Here is a 26,142-nt window from a genome sequence, read left to right on the forward strand (position 1 = left end):
TAACCAAAAATGGTCACTTTTAATTTTGAACAAATGTATTTATTCAGAATTGAAATTCAAATAGAATGATTATTAATTACCAAAATTATATCTAATGGTAAAACCAGACCTAATAGTTGTTAATGGAAACGCTGTTGAAATAGCATACTCTGAAAATGAATAATCGAAATAAAAGATACCTGTTAAGTTTTTACTAAAAGCATAATCGGCCGAATATTTGAGTCCCCAAATAGTTTGCCCAGAGGTTACTTGGTTGTTTTCTAAATCAAGGTAACGGATAATGGTTTTATTATCACGCACCGATATGTCGGCTTTCATATTTAAATCACTTACAATACGTTTTGTTGGGCCTGCGAGTTTAGAGCGGATGCGCAAATCTTTGATGCGGTATCCTAGACCTATAATATATTCATTCCCTATAACCTCGGTTAATAAGTTGTTATCAAAACTTAAGGAAAGTAATCGGTCTTTTTTAATTTCAGCAAGGATTTTTACTGAATTTTTCATCTCCAAATCAATACGCATTAACGGACTAAACATTTCTGTTAAGTTGATATTACTAAACAGGCGTTCGTTTTTATAATTCCCAGATTGATCTTTGGTATTATCAGGCTGATCATCATAACTTAAAGCAAAATTAATATCAGTACCATCATAATCAAGATCATTATAGTCTAAATTAGTTTGAAATTGATTAATGGTATATGTTGAACGGTAACCATGAGTTAATGAAAAACGTTTGAAACGCTTTTTAAACCAGGCAAATTTCATGAAACCAGAATATTTTAAATCCCAGTTTGGAATAGGGACATCTCTAAAAGCGCTTGTGGTTACTTTATTGGCATCGGTACCTGTATAAGCCGATAAAAATGCAGGAAGCAAAACCGCTTGGTTGTTTTTACCAAACCCTTTCGGATATCCATCGGCATCTAAATCGTTAACATCGGCACCTTTTTCAGCAGCTAATCTTCGTGCGATAATTAATCGGTTACTTCTAAAATCGTTAAAAGCATCCGAGGTTGTTTCATCACTTTTACTGAAAGCCGTTTTTATTAAAAGTGTTGATATATTAAAGTTCCCGAAGGTATTTGGCGTTAATGCCACGTATTCGTTATCATTATTAATATCGACTTGATAGTTCTCGGTGTAATTTTTATAATACGTTCTATTACCAACAATATCAATTTTTAAATCTTTTATAGGCTCTAAACTAGCTGAAACATCTAATTGCTTGGTATTTGTTGATGTGTATTGCTGATTAAAATCTTGATATAAAGTAAGCCAACCATTTCGTGCCGCTAAACTTCTAATATCACTTTGGCTACCAAAAGTATAACCAAAGGTTGGTTTTAATGTTCCAATAAACCCTGGCGTTTGTGTATAACCAGGTAAATACGTTCCGTTGTTTTCCGAATAATTAAACTGTATCCGTTTTATTGCTGTTAAAACATCAATACCTGCATTTAATAATTTTGTTGTGGACTGGCTTTTAGGTTTAGGAGCTTTTGTATTTCTAGAATTTGCACCTGGAGGCCCAGTAGTTCTAGTTCGCACACGTCTAATTGGCTTTTTAACCAATCCTAAATATTTATACAATTTATTCATATCTAAATTGGTATTAATATTATGTGTATTGGCATTCTGTATGGTATTTCCTAAATCGTAAGTTTCGCCATCTAATTCTAAATTCCCGTATAAATCGGACCCTTTTTGCCATTGAAAATTACCTGTATATTGGTAAGTTGCGTTGATAAAACTAAACGTTGGAATTTTATTGATAGGTAATTGATACGTTAATCCTAAATTTTGCATTTGACGGTTTGGATCTCCAAAATCTAAAAAGCCATCCCAAACATCGAGTGTTGAATCTTGCTCGCCATTAATAATATTATCTTTAAAATAATTACGAACAATATTATTATTCGAAGCTGTAAAATTAAACTGCAACGATTCGGTTAAATTATAATTGATGGTATATTGAAAATCGAACGTGTAATTTCTTCTAAATAGTTCTTCAATTTCAATATTAGTAGTACCTTCTAAAGCAATATCTCTAAACTTTTGCCTGTTGAACTGTCGGTTTAAATCTGTATTTACAGTGAAACTTGAAGGCATTAAATTCAGATTAAAATCTTTTAAAATCTTCCAATATTTACCCGTAAACAACGAATCGTTCTTTTTAAATGGCTGAATAGTTACCGGTTGAAAATTATGCGCATAATTAGCGCCAACCCGAACGGTTTTATTAACCGAATTCTGTATTTCGAAATCACGATGCTCCACTTTATTATATGAATAATTTAAAGTAACATTCTCTACGTCGTAAAAACGAGGTTTAGCATCGCCTGTTCTGTTTTTTCTAACACCTATTAAGTTAATACTTTGGCGTTTGGTATAATCTTCAGATTGTTGTTTAATAGTTTCTTTCTTCTCAGCTGTATCCGCAGCACTTATTCGAGAATCTAAAGTTAAATCTTCGTAATACTGATCGTATTTTGGAGTAACAAGTTCTTCACTTTGCCCATAATTAAAAGGTATTTGAATACCCCATTTTTTTGGTAATAACTGCCCCACATTTACATTGGCAACCACATCGTATTGTTTTACGTCTTCTAAATTACGCTGGCTTGGTCCTTGTTCTATAGATCCAAAACCCGATGTGCTTTGGCTTCCTGTAGCACTAATACTTGCAAAATCGGCAAAGTTAGTATCCATACTTACCACAGCAGCCCAACCGCCTTCATTATCCATATCGGATAAGCGGAGTTCGTTAAACCAAACTTCCCCACAAAGGTTATTATCGCCATTTTCGGCCACGTTTTTAACACCTACCATAAGTGTTCTAATATCTCCAAAGTTCGGGTTCCCTTTAATTCCCACACGGTGTTGGCCTATCACATAACCAGCAAATTCATCGGCTACGAGTTCTGGAACATCACCAATAACATCATAAAAAGTAGCATCTTCATTTCCAAGTGTTCCTGCTGAAATCCCTAATGCTTTTATCTGTCCTAAAATTTCAATAGGCAAATTAATTTCATTTTCTGTTGGCCATAAATCGTCACGACTATTTGATGACGACAACCTTAATGGAATTTCTATTTGATAATAGTTTTCAGTAAGGTCGTTACCCATTCTAATAAAACCAACCATTTCCTTATCTTCTAACTCTCCAGAATCATCATCGTCGGCATGCATAAACATTCTTAAGCGTTTGTATTGACGCATATCGAAACTTACGTTTTTGTACACCGCTTTAGAATCTTTCGCCTCTAATTCGCAAACTTTCAATACTAAAGATTGTTCGTTTTGAGTTACAATCGTGTTGTTGTTATATAGCTCTTCTGGTTCAATACCCGGTGGTCTTTCATAACTTCCATCGTTTTCAATAGTACCAATAATACCTACTGAAAAATCGGTTTGCGGATCGTCTGGTGTTGGATCATCTTTATCTAACGCTTGTGTATAACGTCTCCAATCACTTCTTACTAAATCTAAAGTTCCGAAACGGAAAACTGTTGCTTCAGTAAAGTCTTTCAAATAAATTCTAGAAAAACGTACCGACCTTAAATCACTAATACCTCCAATAGCTTTCGCATGGCTTCCTTCCACAGGAACTCGGAATTGATACCACCGCACATCAACCTCTTCTCCATTTGGAAGTGTACGTTTCTGACTTTTAAAATCGCGTAAAAATTCTTTTAACGGATTTGCATCTCCAAGGTTTTCAAACCCAGCTGCCGTTATTGGTAAGTTTTGTCTCGTGATATCCAATTCATACTCAAAATAACTATCAATCGTGTTCATGGTATTGTCACGGTTGATATCTTCTACATCGGGTTGTGTATTGGCACCACGATCGGTATTACTAAAAGAATCAGGTGTATTTCCCTCAACGCCATTATAGCGTTTGTAACGATCGAAAATATTACCTTCAGCACTTAAAAAATACTGGTAATTATCGTTCGCTGGATCTTCAAAGGAGCTGTAATTATTGTAAATCGCCGTAAGTTCAGGATCGCCGGGTATTACAGGTGTTTCATCGCTATCAGCATAACCATCGTAACCAACATCTTGATTTACACGTTCATCTCCAGTAGAATCAAAAGCATAAATTAAAGATTGGTTTTGTGGTACAACGGTTCCCCAAGTTGTTTTTTGAAGCAAATCGTTATTTCCATCGTCCGGCAGTCCATTTTCATATAATTTTTTACCATCTTTAATAATATCTTCTGAAATATTTCCGAGGTTGAAAACTAATTTACCACCTGGGTTTGCAGGGTTTTCTTGAAATGGATCTTGCAACCAGAATTCGATATATTCAACATTTTGTTGCTCAAAATCTGTCGATGTAAGTTGGCGTGTAATACCAGCCCAACTATCTCGAGCTTCGTTAGCATCAATACCATCTGCAGCAACCGGATCGTAATTATAAGGACCACGTTCTTGTGGCGAATAGGCTAAATCTAATGTGTAAATAACCGTATTTTGGCCTTGTACGACATCGCGCTCCGGAAATAATTCATCTATAAAAACACGACTCGTATATAGGCTAGACATATCTTCATCTGTAATACCGTCTGGACGTTGGCTTGTATAAAAAACAGGATCGATGGTGTACCAGTTTAACATAGCACGTTGGAAACCATTCTGAATACCATTCTCATCTTCATCAGGATTTGTAGACACGCCTAAACCGATTGGTCTACTTGAAAGATACCAAGATTGTTGTGACCGTAAATCGATAGCATTCTGCGATCCTTCAAAATCGTCTATATAAGAGGTTGCTTCACCTTCTAAATCTGTTCCGCTAGGCGCACCCGGTAATAAATAAGCAACTTCTCCACGTACCGAAAAGTTAGATTCGGCATCCGTATCAATATTTGGTAACTTATTAACTAAACGCGTTAAAAACGGTACTTTTGTGGCATAATTCCCGTTAAAACCAAGCATGGTATTATTAATAGGTTCTGTACCATAATTAGCTTTTTGAGTTACTGGGCGCTCATTAAGATTTAAAAATGTTCCACCAATAACAAAATTCTCGTTAAACTTATGTTCCACATTTAACCCCGTAAAACGCTTTGTTTGTTGCCCGAATACAGCATTATTTTCTGTTGAAACTTCAATAGGTGTGCTAGAGGCTTTTAAAGCTTCATCTAAAATTTGAACTTTTCCTAGTTGATAATTTACGGTATAATCGATGCCTTCGACCAATAAACGACCACCGGCTGTAACTCTAACTGAACCTTGCGGCACATTAAAACTACCAATTGAAATCCCATCGCTACCTGATGATTTATAACTACCTTGAAGTTTAAATTTATTTTTATCACTAGCCTCTAAGGCAGCTGTTTTTGTACTACTATAAAGTACATCGTAAACATACTTGGCTTGATTTTCGTTGTATGTTGCTGTATTTCCATAAGAATCACTACCACCATCTAAAGACAGAGTGTTGAATAAATGTTCTCCAAAAGGTTCTGCATTTGGGAAAATAATTTGTCCGTTTTGCGAAAATACCGTAATACCTTCAACAAAATCGAAAAAGCCATCACCGCTTGTTTGCGGATCGTTATTATAATTTAACTTATCTAAATTAAAAACACGTAAAAGCGGTGTTTCATTTAAAGGTTTTAACCCGGTTTCAGGCTCTGGAAATGGCGTTGTCCCGACGGGTGTGATATAATTTAACGGCGACGCTTCATTATAAAAAATGTTTAATTTGAAATCTTCCGAACTTAAATTATAAGCTCCAGTGTCGTAGATGTTTTTCATCATCAAATCCCAAATAGGCAAATCGACGTTGGTAATACTACTCTTTAATAATTTTACAATAAGGTTGCTGTTTACAACATTGGTAACATCCCCATTAGTATTCACTGTAACCTCGGTAGCATTCACTCCATCGTTGGCAAACTCACCAACTTGATACGCTTTACCTCCCACAGTATACTGGAAAGCAACGGCTAAAACTTCATCGTTATTTAAACGTGAGTTTAACGAAATATAACCTAATTCTGAATTGAGTATATACTCCTGTCCTTCGGTTAATTTTCTAGCATTTTCAAGACTAGCATAATCGAAACCTTCATTTATACCCGATACTTCAATACCCGATTTGATGGTTGAAACCTCTCTAATACTTTGATTTAATTGAGATGTTGGTGCTGAACTATTAATTTTAGTAGGATCGAATGCATTATTTTCATTTTTAGGATAAGCATCTGGAGCGGCTAAAATATTTACTGCCGAGTAAACTTTTTCGCTGTCACTCTCACCTAAATCTTGAAGGGCTACAATATTTCTAACGTTATCCGTTCGGTTTGCTCTATTGGTAATCCAAACTTCAATTCTTGTTATTTGTAAACCTTTTGTATTTAAGTAAGGATAAGTTTTTAGTGCTTCGTCATAATTATCTCTAAAATAATGAGATAAAAAGAAGTGACGGTTTTCATCATAATCACGAACGTATAATTCAAACTCTTCTAGCGTGCCTCCGCCTTGAGAAACCACGGTATTAGATTGTGAACGTTGCTCGGAAAACACGCCTGTAATAGTCGTTTTACCAAACTGAAGTTGTGCTTTTACACCAAATAAACTTTGCGCACCCGTAATTAGGGAGCTATTTAAAGGCATACTCACGTTACCAATTTCAATTTTCTGAAGAATATCATCTTCGGTTGGTGCGTATTCTAATTTTATAAGGTTTTGAAAATCGAATGTAGACTGCGTATCATAATTGGCATTTACTGTTAAGCGTGTTCCTACTTTCCCTAAAAGACTTAAACTAATACGTTGATCGAAATCAAAGGTGAAGTTACTTCTATTTCTTGGTGAAAAATTAGGATTATCTTGTTTAGAAAACAACACTCCCAAATCCATTTCTACAGAACCTTGAGGAATAACCTCTATAGTATTACTTCCGAAGATAGATTCGAAAAAATCTGATTCTACATAAAATTCTGGTAACAGATTTTTACGCGCATCATCAGTGCCGTCTTTTTTACCCGAAAAAGCATCTACTTTTTCTTTATAATAACTACTTAAGTTTTGTTTGGCCACCAAAGCATAGTACTCCTTTGGTGTTAAAATAATGGGATAGTTAATGTTGAATTCCCCAATTTTTTCGGTGTAAACATACCGATCGGTTAAGGCATCATAAACATACTTAGACTCAATACTATTAGGCCTCGCTGTTTTAATATTACCTTGCTGATATCCTTTTTTTACTGAATCTTGCTCCACCTCCTGTCCCCAAGACAAGGTTGAAACAAACAGCATAACCACAAAAAAAGCAATGTGACTAATTGACTTATAGAGACTGAGGCTAATTTTTTTCAAAATGTATTATAAATTTTTTAGGGCTTGTTTTATAATAGTTTCTACCGTGGCATCCGGTTGAGCCATTACAATTTTATCCACAACACGTTCTGCTTGTTTTTTAACAAATCCAAGCACTTCTAAAGCAGATAACGCTTCATCTTTACTCGTATTGCCTTTAGAAACAGAAACTTCGTCAATATCGTAAATTTTCAGAATTTTATCTTTCAAATCTAAAATAACACGTTGTGCTGTTTTAGCTCCAATACCTTTTATGGATTGAATAAGGGCCACATCGGCCGTTGCAATACCTTCGCGCACCTGTTTAGGTGTTAACGATGATAGCATGGTGCGTGCAATACTAGCGCCAATACCGCTTACAGAAAGTAATAATCTGAAAATTTCGCGTTCGGCAACCGAGGAAAAACCATACAATGTATGAGAATCTTCTTTAACCTGAAGATGCGTAAACAATTTTAATTGTTCCGCATCTGGTATATTTGAAAACGTGTGTAACGATATATTTAACATATAACCAACGCCGTTGCAATCTATTACAACATGCGTTGGATTTTTTTCTACTAGCTTTCCTTGAATGTGTGTTATCATAAAAAGTTATTGGTTCACTTTCAAATGTAATAAAATTATTTTTGGTTCGCCTGATCGGCATCCAACTTCTCTTTATGTTGTGCATCAATAACCGCAATAGCCGTCATGTTTACAATTTCGTCCACACTAGCACCAAGTTGAAGGATGTGCACAGGTTTGCGCATTCCCATCATAATTGGCCCTATAGATTCTGCTTCGTTTAACTCTTTCAATAATTTATAAGTGATGTTTGCTGAATCTAAATTCGGAAAAATTAAAGTGTTTACCTTTTTTCCTACTAGTTTAGAAAACGGAAATTTCTCGCGCAGCATATCATCATTTAAAGCGAAATCGGTTTGCAGTTCTCCATCTACATTCATTTCTGGATAATGACGATGTAAATAAGATACTGCTTCTCTTACTTTTGAAGCACGATCGTTTATAGATGACCCAAAATTAGAGTAAGATACCATAGCCATTACAGGATCAAGACCAAACATTTTTACAATGCTTGATGTCATTTGCGCAATTTTGGCTAAATCTTTCGCTGTTGGATCTATATTGATAGACGTATCACTTAAAAATAGCGGTCCGCGCTTTGTCATCATTAAGTTAGACGTTGCTATACGAGTAACTCCAGGAGCCATACCAATAAGTTCTAACATTGGTTTTACTACGGAAGGGTAACTTCTAGAATATCCTGAAATTAATCCATCGGCATCACCTTCATTCACCATCATGGCTGCAAAATAGTTACGCTCGCGCATTAAGCGTTGCGCTGAATAATACGTTACACCACGACGGCTGCGTTGTTCCCAGTATACTTTAGCGTATTTATTTTTTCGTTCATTTTCTTCTTCTTGCTTCGGGTCGATGATAGCAATATCGGCATCGAATTCAATCTCTGCCATTAATTCCTTTATCGTTTCTTTTCTTCCTAATAAAATAGGAATAGCCACACCTTCATCATGTACAATCTGTGCTGCTTTTAAAACATCTAATTGATCGGCTTCTGCAAAAACAATACGTTTAGGCGCTAACTTTGCACGGTTTAATAACAACCTAATTAATTTATTATCTGATCCTAAACGCAATAACAAACTATCTTTATAACGTTCCCAGTCTGTAATAGGATGTTTTGCAACACCACTATCCATAGCCGCTTTTGCTACTGCTGGTGGTATTTCGGCAATTAAACGCGGATCGAATGGTTTTGGAATAATATACTCTTTACCAAAGGTTAATCGAGTTTCTCCATAAGCAATATTTACTTGTTCTGGCACCGGCTCTTTAGCTAATTTAGCTAAAGCTTTTACGGCTGCCATTTTCATAGCTTCGTTAATTTTAGTAGCACGAACATCTAATGCGCCTCTAAAAATAAATGGAAAACCTAATACATTATTAACTTGGTTAGGATGATCACTTCGACCTGTTGCCATAATAATATCCTTTCGGGTATCTACAGCTAATTGGTATTTTATTTCTGGATTTGGATTAGCCATAGCGAAAACAATAGGATTTTCGGCCATTACTAAAAGCATTTCTGGAGTTACAATATCAGCCATTGATAATCCGATAAAAACATCGGCATCTATCATAGCTTCATGTAAGGTATCTATTTTTCTATGGGTTGCAAATTCTGCTTTTTCCGAAGATAAAACGTCTCTATCGTCACGAATAACACCTTTACTATCTAACATAACCATGTTTTCGCGTTTTGTACCACAAGCTTGGTATAAACGAGAACATGAAATGGCTGCTGCTCCGGCGCCACTAATTACGATTTTGACATCTTCTAATTTTTTCCCTGCAATTTCTACGGCATTTATTAAGGCTGCTGCCGAAATAATAGCGGTACCATGCTGGTCATCGTGCATTACCGGAATATCTAATTCTTCCTTTAAGCGACGTTCAATTTCAAATGCTTCGGGTGCTTTAATATCTTCAAGATTAATACCTCCGAAGGTTGGCGCTATATTTTTTACGGTTTCAATAAAGGCATCTACATCTTCTGTATCGACTTCAATATCGAATACATCGATATCTGCGAAAATTTTGAATAACAATCCTTTACCTTCCATTACAGGTTTTGATGCTTCAGGACCAATATTTCCGAGTCCTAAAACGGCTGTTCCGTTAGAAATTACAGCTACTAAATTTCCTTTAGCAGTATATTTATAAGCCGCTTCTTTATCTTTTTCAATTTCCAAACAAGGTGCGGCAACACCCGGAGAGTAGGCCAAAGACAAGTCTCTTTGTGTGGCATATTTTTTGGTTGGAACCACTTTAATTTTTCCTGGAGTTGGTTTTGCGTGATAAATAAGGGCTTCTCTACGCTTGCTTTCTTCGCTCATACGATTGGATATATTAATTTTTGGTTAGCTGTTTTCAAGTTCTAAACGCTTCATCTATTGAATCTATCTAAACTAAAAACCATTTACTTCTAACGTACAAATATAATAATCCTATTATGTAAACTGCTATACTTTTAAAAAATTGGTGTTTCTTTTTCGTCCATAAAATTTTGCCATTTTATTGGATGGACTCTTTGCTGTTTCTGATACTATAAAGTCTTTTTCTCTTAAATACCTGAATAAATATTAATATTTCATTAGTTTAAAAATAGTTTATTATTGGAGATTCCCATAGGCTCATCCGAACTTCAACAATGCAAAAAACAGATTCTGAAATGATAAAAACAAAAACATATTAAAACTAAAAAAGCCTTAGCATTCAAAAATGATTGCTAAGGCTTTAATTATTTTTAGATCGTCTCTTATTTGTTTAAGACCTCTGCTCCTTCTGGTTTGGAGAAGAAATTATCTTCTACGGTTGGAGAAAAACTAATATCGCTAACATCAATTTTAGTGATATATTCCCCTAAACCATCCTTATCATCGGTAGACCAATAGGTTTTAAAACCCGTTGCAAATACAATACCATCTACCGTAGTAGTCCCTTGAGTTACCGTGATTTTTTCCGGAGCATGTCCGCCATCAGGAAAGTACTTTGGGTAAGATACAATATATTTAAAAGCATCGACCAAATTGGTTTTTGCGTTTATATAAAGAATATAATAATCGTCTGGTGCGGAACCTACGCCAGCATCATAAGTTGCTTTAACCACTTTTTGGGTAGCACCTTGAAATTCTATTTCAGGTAATAATTCTAGGTTTACACCTTGACCATCTAACACAAATGGTTGACCTGAAAAATACAATGGTGTTAGAGCCCAAAACTCGGTATCGTAAGTAAACGATGTACTGTCTTTAGCTTTTATCCAAGCCTCTTCACCATCCCAACCATAAATAGAAGTTGGATCTGTAATACTATTATGTCTTGCCTGATTACTCCAGGTATTTATTGTTTGGTATGAGTCTCTAATTCCTTTTCCATTTAAAGGTTTATAGTCAAAATGCAAAGAAAAATAACCGTTACCGTACCATTTATCCAATCCGCCATGAGCTTCCATAGCATTCCATAATACTTGACCAGCCTCTGTAGCGTTCAATCTTTTATTAGCTGAAGCCACTCGTTTTTCAATCCAAGCGTCTGGAATATCGTATCCGGTTTTAGATACTGGTATTTCTACAACTTTCTCAGTTTCCTTTTTACTGGTTTCTTTACAAGCTACAAAACTTAATACTAAAAATAAACCTAGAAGTTTATATGGTGTTTTTATTTTCATGTTCTTTTTGTTAATTAATCAAGCTTAGTCGATTTAAATTATTAAACCTTTCAAACGTAATTTACACTTATTCTGAATTTGTGTTTTATTTTTATAATTGATACAACTCGTTCGTTTTACCTACAATTCAAAAAACCTATTTTATTTATCAAATCTATTTTTTTAGAAAATTAATATTGCGTGTTAACCCCGCGAATTTGGTTCGTTTAACAGCCGATTTTTGAAATACCTTTTTAAACGTATCTTCGGTAATTTCTTCCCAATCTTTTTTTGTCATGGAAAGTAATTCGGGATGCGGATTAAAAAGTGGTTCACTATGCGATTTAGAAAATCGATTCCATGGACAAACATCTTGGCAAACATCGCAGCCAAACATCCAATCGTCCATTTTTCCTTTAAAATCAGTGGGTAAATTTTCTTTTAATTCGATGGTTAAATAGGAAATACATTTGCTCCCATCTACCACATAAGGTTCCGTAATCGCTTCGGTTGGGCAGGCATCAATGCAGGCGGTACATGTACCACAGTGGTCGGTTGTTGCCGCATCATACTCTAAATCTAAATCGATAATAAGCTCGGCTATAAAATAGAATGAACCTACTTGCTGAGTAATTAAATTACTATGTTTCCCAATCCATCCTAAACCCGATTTTGCTGCCCAAGCCTTATCTAAAACAGGAGCGGAATCGACAAACGCACGGCCACTAACTTCTCCTATTTCATCTTGAATAAAAAACAATAACGATTTCAATTTATGTTTAATAATATGATGGTAATCGTTACCATAAGCGTATTTACTCAATTTGGGAGCATCGGGGTCTTGTTGTGTTTCCGATGGATAATAATTTAACAACAAGGATATCACACTTTTAGAATCTTCAACCAGCAAGGTTGGATTTAAGCGCTTGTCAAAATGGTTTTCCATGTACTGCATTTGGCCGTTCATGTTTTTGTTTAACCAATTTTCTAAACGCGGCGCTTCCTCTTCTAAAAACCCAGCTTTACTTATACCACAAGACATAAAGCCGAGGCGTTTAGCTTCGGCTTTAATTAAGTCTGTATTTTTAGTTTTAGCGTTTATCACATTGTTGTTAAAACAAGCCGCCCTGAGTTGGTCCCTTTACGCGTCCTAAATGTTTATAGGCAGCTTCGGTTACTTCACGTCCTCTTGGGGTTCGCATAATAAAACCTTGTTGAATAAGAAAAGGTTCGTAAACTTCTTCAATGGTTTCTGGACTTTCACTTACTGCCGTAGCAATGGTTGAAATACCAACAGGCCCGCCTTTAAATTTATCAATAATGGTCGTTAGGATTTTATTATCCATTTCATCCAACCCATGTGCATCTACATTTAAGGCTTCTAGCGCGTATCTTGCTATTTCTATATCAATACTACCATTGCCTTTAATTTGTGCAAAATCGCGTACCCGACGTAGCAATGCGTTGGCAATTCGAGGTGTTCCGCGACTTCTACCAGCGATTTCAATTGCTGCTTCCATAGAAATGGGCACATCTAAAATAGTGGCACTTCGTTGTACGATATTAGTTAGTAAATCGGTTTTATAATACTGAAGTCTACTTTGTATTCCAAAACGGGCACGCATAGGCGCTGTTAGTAAACCAGAACGCGTGGTAGCTCCGACTAAAGTAAAAGGGTTTAAATTTATTTGAACAGAACGTGCATTAGGTCCTGACTCAATCATGATATCGATTTTATAATCCTCCATGGCAGAATACAGATATTCTTCCACAATAGGACTTAACCTATGAATTTCATCAATAAATAACACATCACGTTCATCTAGATTTGTTAACAGGCCCGCTAAATCGCCAGGTTTATCAAGTACAGGACCTGATGTTATTTTAATGCCGACAGATAATTCATTAGCTAAAATATTAGCCAAGGTTGTTTTACCAAGTCCTGGAGGGCCATGAAATAAGGTGTGATCGAGTGCCTCACCACGTAAATTGGCAGCTTTCACAAATATTTGGAGGTTTTCCAATACTTGATCTTGACCAGTAAAATCATCAAATGATAGTGGTCTTAATTGTTTTTCAACTTCAAATTCCTCAGAAGAGAAATTCTCATTAGTGGCATCTAGATTTTCGTTCATTTCAAGGCAATCAAAAGAGGTATAAGTATTAGTGTAATACCGGTTATAGCAAAGATAAACAAAAAGCCTCTCCGAAGTGGAAAGGCTTTTTAGATTTTTAAATATACACGCTATAATCGAAAAGCTATTGCTTTATAATTTTTTTCACAAGTACACCTTTATTTGTTTTCAATTTCAATAAATATATTCCAGAATTAATTGTCGTAAAATCTAATGTTTCATTTATTAAATTCATGTGTTTTATTGATTTTCCAACAATGTTAAATAAAGTGGCTTCTTGAATTTCAACAGCATTTGTTTTTACATTCAACTTATTAGTTACGGGAGTTGGGTATAAACTTATTGAATTTTCTAACACACTCTTTTCTGAGCTTAAAGTAGAACCTGTAATTGCGATGGTAGCTGTAGCAGATGCCGATAAAGATTCGTTATCTGTAACTGTTATCACGATACTTCGGGTTGTCATATCTAAAGCACTTGTGTTTTTATAGCGAATGGCCTTTAAAGCGGTTTCGAAATTAGCGTTGGTAGCCGAACCATTATTGCTTAATGTCAATGTTTTTGAGCCTGATCCAGAAATGGTAATACCTGTTGCACTGCTTAAAGTTAAAAACTCACTAGTGCCATCCAATTGATTTGAAATATCTACTTCAATAGAAAGAATATCTTCACCGTCAGCATCTGTTATTAATACATCAGAATCTACCACAGCAACCCCTTCTGATTGCCCATTTACTGTTTCAGCTGTATAAGTAACACCTGTAGCACCTGAAGAATTATCAGAATCTAAATCGATTATTGGATGCATGTTTTTAACAATAGCACGTTCGATTTTAGAATACCCTCCAGTTGAGCCGTTTCCGTTTCCAAAAGAAACTAAAAAACTACCATCAGAAAAAGTGGCCAAATCTGGTGTTACTACAATTCTATCGAGGTTACTTCTTGAGGTAATATCAATTTGACCAGATGTTGCAGAGTTTCCGTTATTGTCAAACACTCTGTAAGCCAAATTCTGAAACACAGCACCATCACTTGCGACGTATGCCGCAACAAAACCACCACTTTTAAAAGCTTTAACCCCAACATCTTTTTCTGTAGAAAATTCACCAGGTAGAATATCTATTTCATCGCCCACTTGCACAGGTGTACTACCTCCTGAAAAATCGTAAATTTTGGCTTTACCACTTTCTTGTATCAAGATATTACCATTATTTAATGTTGTTTCTGTTGTATTAGAAACAGTTGCTGTACCATTAAAAATGACTACTTCACTCCCTACTAAAGCACCACTAGAACTATATCTTTTCCCTTTGGTATTGAATGGTGTTGCCGAACCTTCTGCATAAGCAATGAAAAAACCACCATCAGGCAACGCTGTTACCGTTGGATTAGACGCTACTGATGTAACAACCATTCCACTAGTAATTACAACACCCGTAATCGGATTGATAATATCAAAACTAATATCTCCTCCTGCACTATAACTATTAGCATATACAAAAATAAGATTCCCATTATTGAGAATTCCAACTGTAGAAGTTCCGTTTAAATCTGAAAGTCCAGAGGCAGCAGTTTCGTTTAACACTTCTGAAATATTTCCTGTACTTGGATTGATGGTGTAGAATCCTGTAGCATCTTTAGAACCCTGTTCAAACGAAGCAGCCATACCTAGATTATCATCCGTAACCAATTGCCAATCGTTAGCATTATCGTACTCACTACTATTTCCCCCTCCAAGTGGTTCGACAGAACTTCCGACTTGCAAATTATTAAGATCATAATAATTTGCAAGTAAATAAACATCGTTACCATCAACAGGAAGTCTTCTATCGGCATGAAAGATCACGTAACCAACATCAACCCCTCCATTTTTAACGATTGCCACCTGTGATTCACCTTCCGCCCTGTCATTAGATATTGGAAGTATACTCACACTCTGAGCAAAGGATGAATAACCAATAAAAACAGATAATATAAAAAATTGTAAAAAAGTAATTTTTCCCATAGTAATATTTAATATTTAGTCCTAAATATACTACAAATAAATATGTGAAAAACATTTAAACCTGTTAATTCGATAATATGTCGATATTTTTAACAAAACAATTGATCTGCTACCTACGGCCCCCTACAATAAACAAGACCATAAAAAAACCCTGTCTTTATATAAGACAGGGTTTTAAATATGTATATTTTAATTTTAAGCTTAGTGCTGTAATTCCTCTTCACCATCCTTTAATGGCACATTCTGAGGAACAAAATCAACATCGTGACCTGGTTTACTGTAATCATAAGCCCAACGGTATACGTGAGGAATATTTCCTGGCCAGTTTCCGTGGATATGTTCTACCGGAGTAGTCCATTCTAATGTTGTAGATTTCCATGGGTTTTGAACAGCTTTCTTTCCGTAGTACATGCTTGTAAAGAAGTTGTATAAGTAAATTAACTGAACCACACCACCAACTAAAGCGAAAATTGTAATAACGACATTTACGTTCGCTAAATCATCAAATAACGGGAAGTTAGAGTTTGTATAGTAACGACGTGGTAAACCAGCCATACCAATAAAGTGCATTGGGAAGAATACACCATAAGCACAAACTGCAGTAATCCAGAAGTGGATATACCCTAAGTTCTTATTAAGCATACGTCCGTACATTTTAGGATACCAGTGATAAATACCAGCAAACATACCGTAAAGTGCAGATATCCCCATTACTAAGTGGAAGTGAGCTACTACAAAATAAGTATCGTGAACGTTAATATCTAAAGCAGAATCTCCCAAAATAATACCTGTTAAACCACCAGTAATAAATGTTGATACAAAACCGATTGAGAATAACATCGCAGGATTCATCTGAAGATTACCTTTCCATAAGGTGGTAATCCAGTTGAAGGCTTTCACCGCAGATGGAATTGCAATTAATAAGGTTGTAAAAGTAAATACAGAACCTAAGAATGGATTCATACCAGAAATAAACATGTGGTGACCCCAAACAATAGTTGAAAGGAATGCAATTGCTAGAATTGAAGCAATCATCGCACGGTAACCAAAAATAGGCTTACGTGAGTTAGACGCCATAATTTCAGAAACTAATCCCATGGCAGGTAATATTACAATATATACCTCTGGGTGACCTAAGAACCAAAATAAGTGTTCGAACAATACCGGTGAACCACCTTGGTAATGTAAAACTTCACCTTGAATAAATATATCTGATAAGAAGAATGATGTTCCAAAACTTCTATCCATAATTAATAATAACGCTGCAGATAATAATACTGGGAAAGAAATAATCCCGATTACCGCAGTAATAAAAAAGGCCCAAATTGTTAAAGGTAATCTAGTCATAGACATTCCTTTAGTACGCAGGTTGATTACTGTAACTACATAATTAAGAGATCCTAATAATGAAGAAGCAATAAATATAGCCATAGCCACTAACCATAGCGTCATACCCATACCAGAACCACCTTGAGCCATTGGTAATGCACTTAACGGTGGATAGATTGTCCATCCAGCTGCAGCAGGACCAGCTTCAACAAATAAAGAAATGATCATGATTACACTTGATAAAAAGAATAACCAGTAAGATACCATGTTTAAGAAACCAGATGCCATATCACGTGCACCAATTTGCAATGGAATTAATAAGTTACTAAACGTACCACTTAACCCGGCCGTTAATACAAAGAATACCATAATGGTACCGTGAATTGTTACTAATGCTAAATAAATATCTGCATCCATAACACCACCTGGTGCCCATTTACCTAATAACGCTTCGAATAATACGTTTGGCTCTTCTGGCCAAGCGATTTGCATACGGAACATTAATGACATTAAAACACCAATAACACCCATAATAGTACCTGTAACTAAGTACTGCTTAGCAATCATCTTATGGTCTTGACTAAAAATATACTTAGTCACAAACGTTTCTTTATGATGATGTCCGTGGTCGTCGTCGTGAGCGTGAATATCTGCGTGTGCTGACATAATCTTATATCGTTTTTATCTTTGAATTAGTTAATTAGAGAGTTCTTAAATTCTTTTTGCTCAGCAATCCAAGCATCAAATTCTTCTTGTGTTTCTACAATAATTTTCATCTGCATATTGTAGTGCGATGTTCCACAAATTTTATTACAAAGTAATAAATAGTCAAACTCATAACGTTCTAAAGCTTCTTCACCTTTAGCGATCAATGGCTTACTATTTTCAACTCTAATCTCGTTAATGTTTTTAACTTTCTCTTGCATTTGCGGTGTTAAACGCATATCGGCAGTAGTTACTGTTGGTGTAAACCCAAACTGAGTAATCATACCAGGAACACAGTTCATTTGCGCTCTAAAGTGAGGCATATAAGCTGAGTGTAATACATCTTGAGAACGCATTTTAAATAATACTGTTCGTCCTACAGGCAAGTGCAACTCTGTAGTAATGATATCATCTTGAGCATTAGGATCAGCTTCATCTAAACCTAATATGTTAGCTCTATCGATATCGATTAAACGTACGTTAGCCTTTCCTAAGGTATTATCAGCGCCAGAATATCTAGCTTTCCAGTTAAACTGTTGTGCATATAATTCAATCACTAAAGGATCATCACTTTCATCAACACTTGTAATGTTAATCCATGTACTTAATCCGTAGATAATTAAACCAGCTAAAACAATTACCGGGATAATAGTCCAGATAAACTCTAACTTGTTGTTATCTGCAAAGAATAATGCTTTCTTTCCTTTTTCACCTTTATATTTAAAAGCGAAGTAGTGTAACAAAAACTGCGTAAGTGTTTGTACAAAGAAAATAAGCACCATTGAGATCACCATAAGGTTATCAATAGTTGGGCCATGTTCTGATGCCGAATTAGACATCAAAGGCAAGTCTCCCCATTTAACAAAACACACAATGGTAATGATATAAATGAAAGCTAAAAAGCCCATCATTAAATACCCATTCATGGTATTGTCTTTGTCCGTGGCTATGCCTGTATTCTCGTTTTTAGCTTGCGCTATATCGAAAATCTTAACCATCTGCCAAATGGCAACTAAAATAAATACTAAAACTATAATTGTTAATAAAGCAGTCATTGGTATCGTTCGTCTTTATTTATATCTTAATTAATAATGAAAATCTTCGCTTTCTTTTCTAAAAGGATATCTTTTTACAAGTAGTGGTGCTTTTGTTAAAGCGGTAAACACTACAAATATAAATAACCCTGCGAAAAGTAAAACAGATGCTATTTCTGGAATTCCTATAAACCATTGGTCACCAACCGTAGCCGGCATAATCATATTGAAAATATCAATGTAATGTCCGAATAAAATAACTAACCCAGCCATAACTACAAACCATGGAATACGTTTGTAATCTGCATTCATTAACAATAATAAAGGGAATACAAAGTTCATTACAACCATTCCTAAGAAAGGTAATTGATAATCTTGGAAACGTGTTACAAAATATGTTACCTCTTCTGGGATATTAGAATACCAGATTAACATAAATTGCGAGAACCATAAGTATGTCCAGAAAATACTAAAAGCAAACATAAATTTAGCAACATCATGCAAGTGGTTTTCGTTTACAAACTCTAAAACACCTTTAGATTTTAGGTAAATAGTCACTAACGCAATTACGGTAATTCCACTTACAAACATACTCGCAAAAACATACCATCCGAATAATGTTGAGAACCAGTGTGGATCTACACTCATAATCCAATCCCAAGACATAATAGATTCAGAATAAATAAAGAATACTAAAAATGCTGCAGCGATACGGAATGATTTCTTAAAGTTACTATTATCATCAGCAGTATCCTGTGCTATAGAATATTTACGTGCAAAATGACGGTATAAACTCCATCCTGCGATAAAGATTAAACCTCTTACTGCAAACCATCCAATGTTTAACCATCCTGATTTACCAGCAATTAATTTATCGTAATGAACACTCTCTGGATCTGAAAAATCTGGGTTCATCCATATAAAGATATTGTAATGTCCAATTGTACCTGAAGCTACTGCAATTGCTAATACAATTAAAGCGCCTGGTAATAAGTAAGCTGTGATACCTTCCATAACTCTGAAAAGTACTGGAGACCATCCGGCTTGCGATGCAATTTGAATGGCATAAAATGCTAAAACACCTAAAGCAATCATCATAAAGAAAAATGCTGCAACATATAACGCAGACCATGGTCTATTCGCTATTTGATGTTGTACATGTTCGATATGCTCTACATGTTTATCAACATGGTGTGCTCCTACTTCTGCATGCTCACCGTGTGCTGGTTTAGCATGTTCGTCATGTGCAGGTGCTACATGAGCTGTTTGCTCACCATGACCGCCACCGTGTTCTTTTTCTGCAAGCATGGTTTCAACCTCTTCAAAAGATAAATGAGATGTGAAAAAACCATATCCAACTCCTACTGCTCCAAGGATCATTAGGATAAAAGAAAATGTCTTTAATTTATTTGAAAATGTGTACATATCTATAATAATCTTATCAGTCTTACTTTTCTAAATCCGCTTTCAACTCTAAAACGTAAGCGACAACTTGCCAACGCTCTTCTTCATTTATTTGGTTAGCATACGATCCCATCGCATTCTTACCGTAATAAATTGTATGATAAATACTTCCTGCATTAATCGCTCTACCAGCGTCATCATAACTAGGAATACCTAATATTTTTTCACGCTTTACTAAGTTACCTTGTCCGTCACCTTTATTTCCATGACAGATTCCACAGTAAATATTATAAAGTTCTTTACCTCTTTCAAGATCAATATCATCAGCATTTAACGGACTTTTTAAAGTCGCTTTCGCTAATTCATATCCAGCTGTAGAGTTTTCTATATCAAAAGGTACATGACCTCTAGCTACAGAACCTTCAGCAGGTATTTGAGCTTCAATACCATTCTTAAATGCGGCCTCACCGTAAGTTTCATAACCAGCAGACTCATACATATTAGGCATGAATTGATAGTTAGGTGCGGTATCTTTTCTACAAGAAACAGCTAGTAAAACAACGGCTATTACTAATATTTTAATTAAGCTTTTCATTGGTCAACTTATATTGTCTTTATTATTGAACGACTTTTGCTTGATTCGTTTTATTGAATCTTACATTTTCGTACTATTAATTAATGCGCTTTATCTACTAGATTAATTTCAACGGCACCTGTACCGGCTAATAAATCTTGAAGTTGCTCCTCATTTCCGTTAACAGCTATTTCCATTAAAAAATGATCATCTGTTGTTCTTGGATCTGGATTTTCAGCATTTTTAAAAGGCCACATTCTACTTCTTAAATAAAATGTTAATACCATTAAGTGGGCTGCGAAAAATACCGTAAGCTCAAACATGATTGGTACGAAAGCTGGCATATTTTCAATATAGCTAAAACTTGGTTTACCACCTATGTTTTGTGGCCAATCTTCAATCATAATGAAATTCATCATTACAGTAGCAACCGTTAAACCAATTAAACCATATATAAATGCTGTAATTGCAATTCTTGTTGGTGCTAAGCCCATGGCTTTGTCTAGCCCGTGAACAGGAAATGGCGTGTATATTTCTTCGATATGAAAACGTTCTGCCTTAACTTTTTTAACAGCCGACATGAGTACGTCATCATCCGTATAAATAGCGTGAATTACTTTAGATGCTTCCATTATCTACGCTTCGTTTTTTTTATTAGTAACTTTATTTACAGTCGTTCTTGCGTCCGATCCTGTACCTTCTAAACTATCACCTCTTTCTCTAATGTTCTTATAACGTTCACCAGAAGATTTCAAAATAGTTTTAACCTCTGCTTGTGCAATTACTGGGAATGTTCTTGCATATAATAAGAATAATACAAAGAAGAATCCGATAGTTCCAACAAATATTCCAATATCAACAAAGGTTGGAGAGAACATGGTCCATGATGATGGTAAGTAATCTCTGTGTAACGATGTTACGATAATTACAAAACGCTCAAACCACATTCCGATGTTTACCACAATTGAGATAAAGAAAGAGAACATAATACTTGTTCTTAATTTCTTGAACCACATAAATTGTGGAGAGAATACATTACAAGACATCATCATCCAGTATGCCCACCAGTAAGGACCGGTTGCTCTGTTTAAGAATGCATATTGTTCGTATTCTACACCTGAGTACCAAGCGATGAATAACTCAGTAATATAAGCTACACCAACAATTGAACCCGTAATCATGATTACAATGTTCATCAATTCGATGTGTTGTACTGTAATATAATCTTCAAGGTTGCACACTTTTCTCATAATAATAAGAAGCGTGTTTACCATAGCAAATCCTGAGAATACCGCACCTGCAACAAAGTAAGGTGGGAAAATCGTGGTATGCCATCCTGGTATAACCGATGTGGCGAAATCGAAAGATACAATAGTATGTACAGAAAGTACTAATGGTGTTGCTAAACCTGCAAGTACCAAAGATACTTCTTCAAAACGTTGCCAATCTTTAGCACGACCCGACCAACCGAAACTTAATAAAGCATAAATTTTCTTTTGGAATGGTTTTACTGCACGGTCTCTTAGCATCGCGAAATCTGGAAGTAAACCAGTCCACCAGAATACTAAAGATACTGATAAGTACGTTGAAATTGCAAATACATCCCAAAGTAATGGCGAGTTAAAGTTTACCCATAATGATCCAAATTGATTTGGAATTGGTAATACCCAATATCCTAACCATGGACGACCCATGTGAATTACCGGAAATAAACCTGCCTGAACTACAGAGAAGATGGTCATTGCTTCCGCAGAACGGTTAATAGCCATTCTCCATTTTTGACGGAATAATAAAAGTACTGCTGAAATCAGAGTTCCTGCGTGACCAATACCAACCCACCAAACGAAGTTAGTAATATCCCAGGCCCAACCTACGGTTTTGTTTAAACCCCAAGTTCCAATACCTGTTGTAATGGTATAAGTAATACACCCAATTCCCCAAAGAAATGCTGCAAGTGCTATAGAAAAAACTATCCACCATTGCTTATTTGCTTTTCCCTCTACAGGTTTTGCCACATCCACAGTAACGTCGTGGTATGATTTTTCCCCTGTAACTAAAGGTCTTCTAATAGGTGCTTCGTAATGAGACGCCATAATTATATAATTGATTCTTTAATTAGATTTATGCTTCGGTTGTATTTCTCACTTTTGTTTGATACTGTACGTTAGGTTTTGTTCCAACGTGTTCTAACAAGTGATACATACGGTTATCATCTTTAAGTTTTGCAACTTGACTTTCTTTATCATTGATATCTCCAAATACCATCGCTCCACTGCTACAAGCTGCAGAACAAGCGGTTTGGAATTCACCATCTTTAATAACACGTCCGTCACGCTTAGCATCAAGAATTGTTTTTTGTGTCATTTGAATACACATAGAACATTTTTCCATCACACCACGAGAACGTACTACTACGTCTGGGTTTAATACCATACGTCCTAAATCATCATTCATATGATAATCGAACTCATCGTTTCCGTTATATAAGAACCAGTTGAAACGACGTACTTTATAAGGGCAGTTATTTGCACAATATCTAGTACCTACACAACGGTTATAAGCCATGTGGTTTTGTCCTTGACGACCGTGTGATGTTGCTGCCACTGGACAAACAGTCTCACAAGGTGCGTGGTTACAATGTTGACACATGATTGGTTGAAAAGCAACTTGCGGATTATCCGAAGCATGCTCCATTTCACCAAACTCACTTAATGAGCTACCTAAACCTGAAATATTATCTTTCTTTTCACTATCACCTGCAAAAGATTCTTCAGATGAATAATATCTATCAATACGCAACCAGTGCATATCTCTACTTCTTCTAACTTCAGTTTTACCAACTACTGGTACATTGTTTTCAGCGTGACAAGCGATAACACATGCCCCACAACCTGTACAAGAGTTTAAGTCGATAGATAAGTTAAAGTGATGTCCAATAGAACGATCAAACTCATCCCATAAATCAACCTCTGGAGACGTTACTGGAGTTTCCTGATGGTTTAATGATACCATCGGCATTGGATTCCATGTTTGCTTATCCTTCGTATTGAATATTTCTAAAGTCGTTTCTTTAATAATATCACCACGTCCCATTAACGTGTTGTGTAATTGCACTGAGGCAAATTCATGCTCACCAGCAGCAACTTCCACTGTTACGTTTTGCGTTGTGTTGAAGTTATGATATAATGCATAGGCGTTAACTCCCGTTTGCATTTCTTCTTTTAAACCTTTTGTTTTACCGTAACCAAATGATAAACCAACCGAACCTTTAGCTTGTCCTGGTTGAATTAATACTGGTACAGTTAAACTTACACCATTTACAGTAACATTAGCATAACTACCGTTTAACGCGCCGTTTGCAACATGTTTGTTCATTAAACCAAGTGCTTCTGCATCTGCTTTAGAAACCGTTAAATAGTTATCCCAAGATGTTCTTGTAATAGGATCTGGAAATTCTTGTAACCAAGGGTTGTTGGCTTGTTGACCATCACCCATTCCTGTTTTAGAATACAATACTAATTCTAAACCAGTTGATTTTGCTGAACCTGCTAAAGCATTCGCTGCAGCTCCACCATTTATAGTAGAAGATCCGTTAGAACCACCAGCTACAGTAGTTGAAGTTGAAGATGTTGTAATATACTCATCTTTATCTTCCTTTTTAAGTCCAACACCTACAGCAGCACCATGAAGCAGTCCACCTACTAAAGTACGATCCTTCTTCTCTTTTAATTCTGTTGTGGTTGTTGTAACCGTTTTAGTTGAAGCATCATTTAAACCTCCTATTGAAGATCCGTAAACAAACACACCATCGTGTAATGCTTGATTGAATGAATTACCACCTAAAACACTAGAGTTCCAGTTATTCTTAATATAATCATGAAACGTTTCCTCACTACCTATCCACTTCAATAAAGCATCTTGAAACTGACGCGTATCAAACAACGGACGAATAGTTGGTTGCATTAATGAATAATGCCCTTTCTTGATTTCAACATCACCCCAAGATTCTAAATAATGTGGTGCTGCTGCAATATATTCTGATTCTGTTGACGTCTCATCTTCTTTTAAAGAAAACGTAATAGACAATTCAACCTTTTTTAATCCTTCTAAAAAATCTGAAGATGTTGGTAAGCTATACACTGGGTTAACACCACTCATAATAAGTGCGCCAACTTTACCAGCTTTCATATCAGCAACTAATTGATCTACTGCTTTATCGCTACCTTGTCTTGTTTTTATTGGTGTATTAGGATCGAAAGCTTTACTTCCTAAGGCTTCGTTAATTTCTAATACTAAAGCTTGCGCATTAACGTCCTGTATACCAGAAACGACAACCGCACTACTTCCCGCTTTTTTAAGTTGATTAGCAGCATTTTTTACAGCCGTATCTAAATGAGCAGGCAATGTTCCAGAAACTGAACCACCAACAACAGCACTATACAATTTAGCTAGTGCTAATTTTTGTTCTGAAGGTGTTAACGGAAAACGCTTATCTGCATTTGCTCCTGTAAGCGACATATTTGATTCAAACTGAATATGACGAGACATTTTACCATGTGTAGGTACTTTGTTTTTCGAATATCCTGAATCGAATCCGCCACCTTGCCAATCTCCTAAGAAATCTGCACCAACAGAAACTATAGTCATCGCTTTAGCAAAATCATAATTTGCCAATCCGCGTTCACCATATTTAGCTTGGTAAGCATCAAGAGCAGCCGATTCTGAAATAGCATCGTATACTACATGACTTACATTACCATATTTATTTTTGAATTCTGAAATTAATTTATCTGTTGAAGGACTTGCAAAAGTTTGTGTTAATAACACGATACTTTTGTTCGCCGCAGCTAAATCTGATAATTTCTTTGTTGTTTCAGCATCAAACGTTTCCCATGAAACTGCAGAACCAGCCTTTTTAGGACCTTGAACTCTTAAGCTATCATACAATCCTAAAACCGAAGCATTAACTCTAGCATTTGCACTACCATTGGTAGCTGCTAAAACATTGTTTTCAATTTTAATTGGACGGCCTTCGCGAGTTTTAACTAAAACACTTGCAAAATCAAAACCATTCGCTACAGTAGTAGCATAATAGTTAGCAACACCAGGAATAATTTCCGTTGGTTGTACTACATAAGGAATTGCTTTTTTAACTGGACCTTCACATGCCGCTAAAGAAGCTGCAGCAGTACTAAATCCAACATATTTTAAGAAATCGCGACGCGTTGTAGAGCTTTCTTCTAATGTATCTTTATCACCTAAAAATTCATCAGTAGGAATTTCTGCTACAAACTCGTTTTGTTTTAGCGTCTCAACAATAGAGCTATTTTCGTTTAGCTCTTCAACACTTTTCCAGTATTTCTTGTTTGATGACATAT

At 35.7% G+C, this 26,142-nt stretch carries 14 protein-coding genes; all 14 read right to left on the reverse strand.

The features are described from left to right. Nucleotides 1-72 precede the first annotated feature (72 nt). The 14 genes from sov to QWY92_RS04305 all read right to left on the reverse strand — a co-directional run bounded on the left by sov (nt 73) and on the right by QWY92_RS04305 (nt 26,140). Complete coding sequence (gene sov / locus QWY92_RS04240; RefSeq protein ID WP_290269981.1) at nt 73-7,284, reverse strand: T9SS outer membrane translocon Sov/SprA; 7,212 nt, start codon at nt 7,282-7,284, stop codon at nt 73-75. 66 nt (nt 7,285-7,350) lie between these two features. Beyond that, nucleotides 7,351-7,932, reverse strand: a complete 582-nt coding sequence (ruvA, locus tag QWY92_RS04245) for a Holliday junction branch migration protein RuvA (protein ID WP_290268696.1) — start codon at nt 7,930-7,932, stop codon at nt 7,351-7,353. Nucleotides 7,933-7,967: 35 nt separating this feature from the next. Continuing rightward, nucleotides 7,968-10,265, reverse strand: a complete 2,298-nt coding sequence (locus QWY92_RS04250; protein ID WP_290268698.1) for an NADP-dependent malic enzyme — start codon at nt 10,263-10,265, stop codon at nt 7,968-7,970. Nucleotides 10,266-10,687: 422 nt separating this feature from the next. Next, nucleotides 10,688-11,599, reverse strand: a complete 912-nt coding sequence (locus tag QWY92_RS04255; protein ID WP_290268700.1) for a hypothetical protein — start codon at nt 11,597-11,599, stop codon at nt 10,688-10,690. Nucleotides 11,600-11,753: 154 nt separating this feature from the next. Further along, complete coding sequence (gene queG / locus QWY92_RS04260) at nt 11,754-12,683, reverse strand: tRNA epoxyqueuosine(34) reductase QueG (RefSeq protein ID WP_290268701.1); 930 nt, start codon at nt 12,681-12,683, stop codon at nt 11,754-11,756. Nucleotides 12,684-12,690: 7 nt separating this feature from the next. Next, entirely contained in the window at nt 12,691-13,713 is a 1,023-nt protein-coding gene (ruvB, locus tag QWY92_RS04265) for a Holliday junction branch migration DNA helicase RuvB (protein ID WP_290268703.1), read from the reverse strand. Nucleotides 13,714-13,837: 124 nt separating this feature from the next. Beyond that, entirely contained in the window at nt 13,838-15,718 is a 1,881-nt protein-coding gene (locus QWY92_RS04270) for a T9SS type A sorting domain-containing protein (protein WP_290268705.1), read from the reverse strand. A gap of 201 nt (nt 15,719-15,919) precedes the next feature. Beyond that, entirely contained in the window at nt 15,920-17,713 is a 1,794-nt protein-coding gene (locus tag QWY92_RS04275; protein ID WP_290268707.1) for a cytochrome c oxidase subunit I, read from the reverse strand. 26 nt (nt 17,714-17,739) lie between these two features. Then, nucleotides 17,740-18,807, reverse strand: a complete 1,068-nt coding sequence (locus tag QWY92_RS04280) for a cytochrome c oxidase subunit II (RefSeq protein WP_290268709.1) — start codon at nt 18,805-18,807, stop codon at nt 17,740-17,742. Between the two features lie 30 nt (nt 18,808-18,837). Beyond that, nucleotides 18,838-20,211 (reverse strand): quinol:cytochrome C oxidoreductase, encoded by a 1,374-nt coding sequence (locus tag QWY92_RS04285; protein ID WP_290268711.1) that lies wholly within the window; start codon nt 20,209-20,211, stop codon nt 18,838-18,840. A gap of 22 nt (nt 20,212-20,233) precedes the next feature. After that, the gene (locus QWY92_RS04290) at nt 20,234-20,785 is read right to left on the reverse strand and encodes a c-type cytochrome (protein ID WP_290268713.1); all 552 of its coding nucleotides are present in this window, start codon (nt 20,783-20,785) and stop codon (nt 20,234-20,236) included. A gap of 80 nt (nt 20,786-20,865) precedes the next feature. Beyond that, the gene (locus QWY92_RS04295; protein WP_290268715.1) at nt 20,866-21,396 is read right to left on the reverse strand and encodes a DUF3341 domain-containing protein; all 531 of its coding nucleotides are present in this window, start codon (nt 21,394-21,396) and stop codon (nt 20,866-20,868) included. Nucleotides 21,397-21,399: 3 nt separating this feature from the next. Next, nucleotides 21,400-22,857: an NrfD/PsrC family molybdoenzyme membrane anchor subunit gene (gene nrfD, locus QWY92_RS04300; RefSeq protein ID WP_290268716.1), complete on the reverse strand. Its 1,458-nt coding sequence runs from the start codon at nt 22,855-22,857 to the stop codon at nt 21,400-21,402. Between the two features lie 28 nt (nt 22,858-22,885). Beyond that, complete coding sequence (locus tag QWY92_RS04305; RefSeq protein ID WP_290268718.1) at nt 22,886-26,140, reverse strand: TAT-variant-translocated molybdopterin oxidoreductase; 3,255 nt, start codon at nt 26,138-26,140, stop codon at nt 22,886-22,888. Nucleotides 26,141-26,142 lie beyond the last annotated feature (2 nt).

Origin of the sequence: Algibacter miyuki (assembly GCF_030409805.1) — a bacterium.
GTDB classification, from domain to species: Bacteria; Bacteroidota; Bacteroidia; order Flavobacteriales; family Flavobacteriaceae; genus Algibacter; species Algibacter miyuki.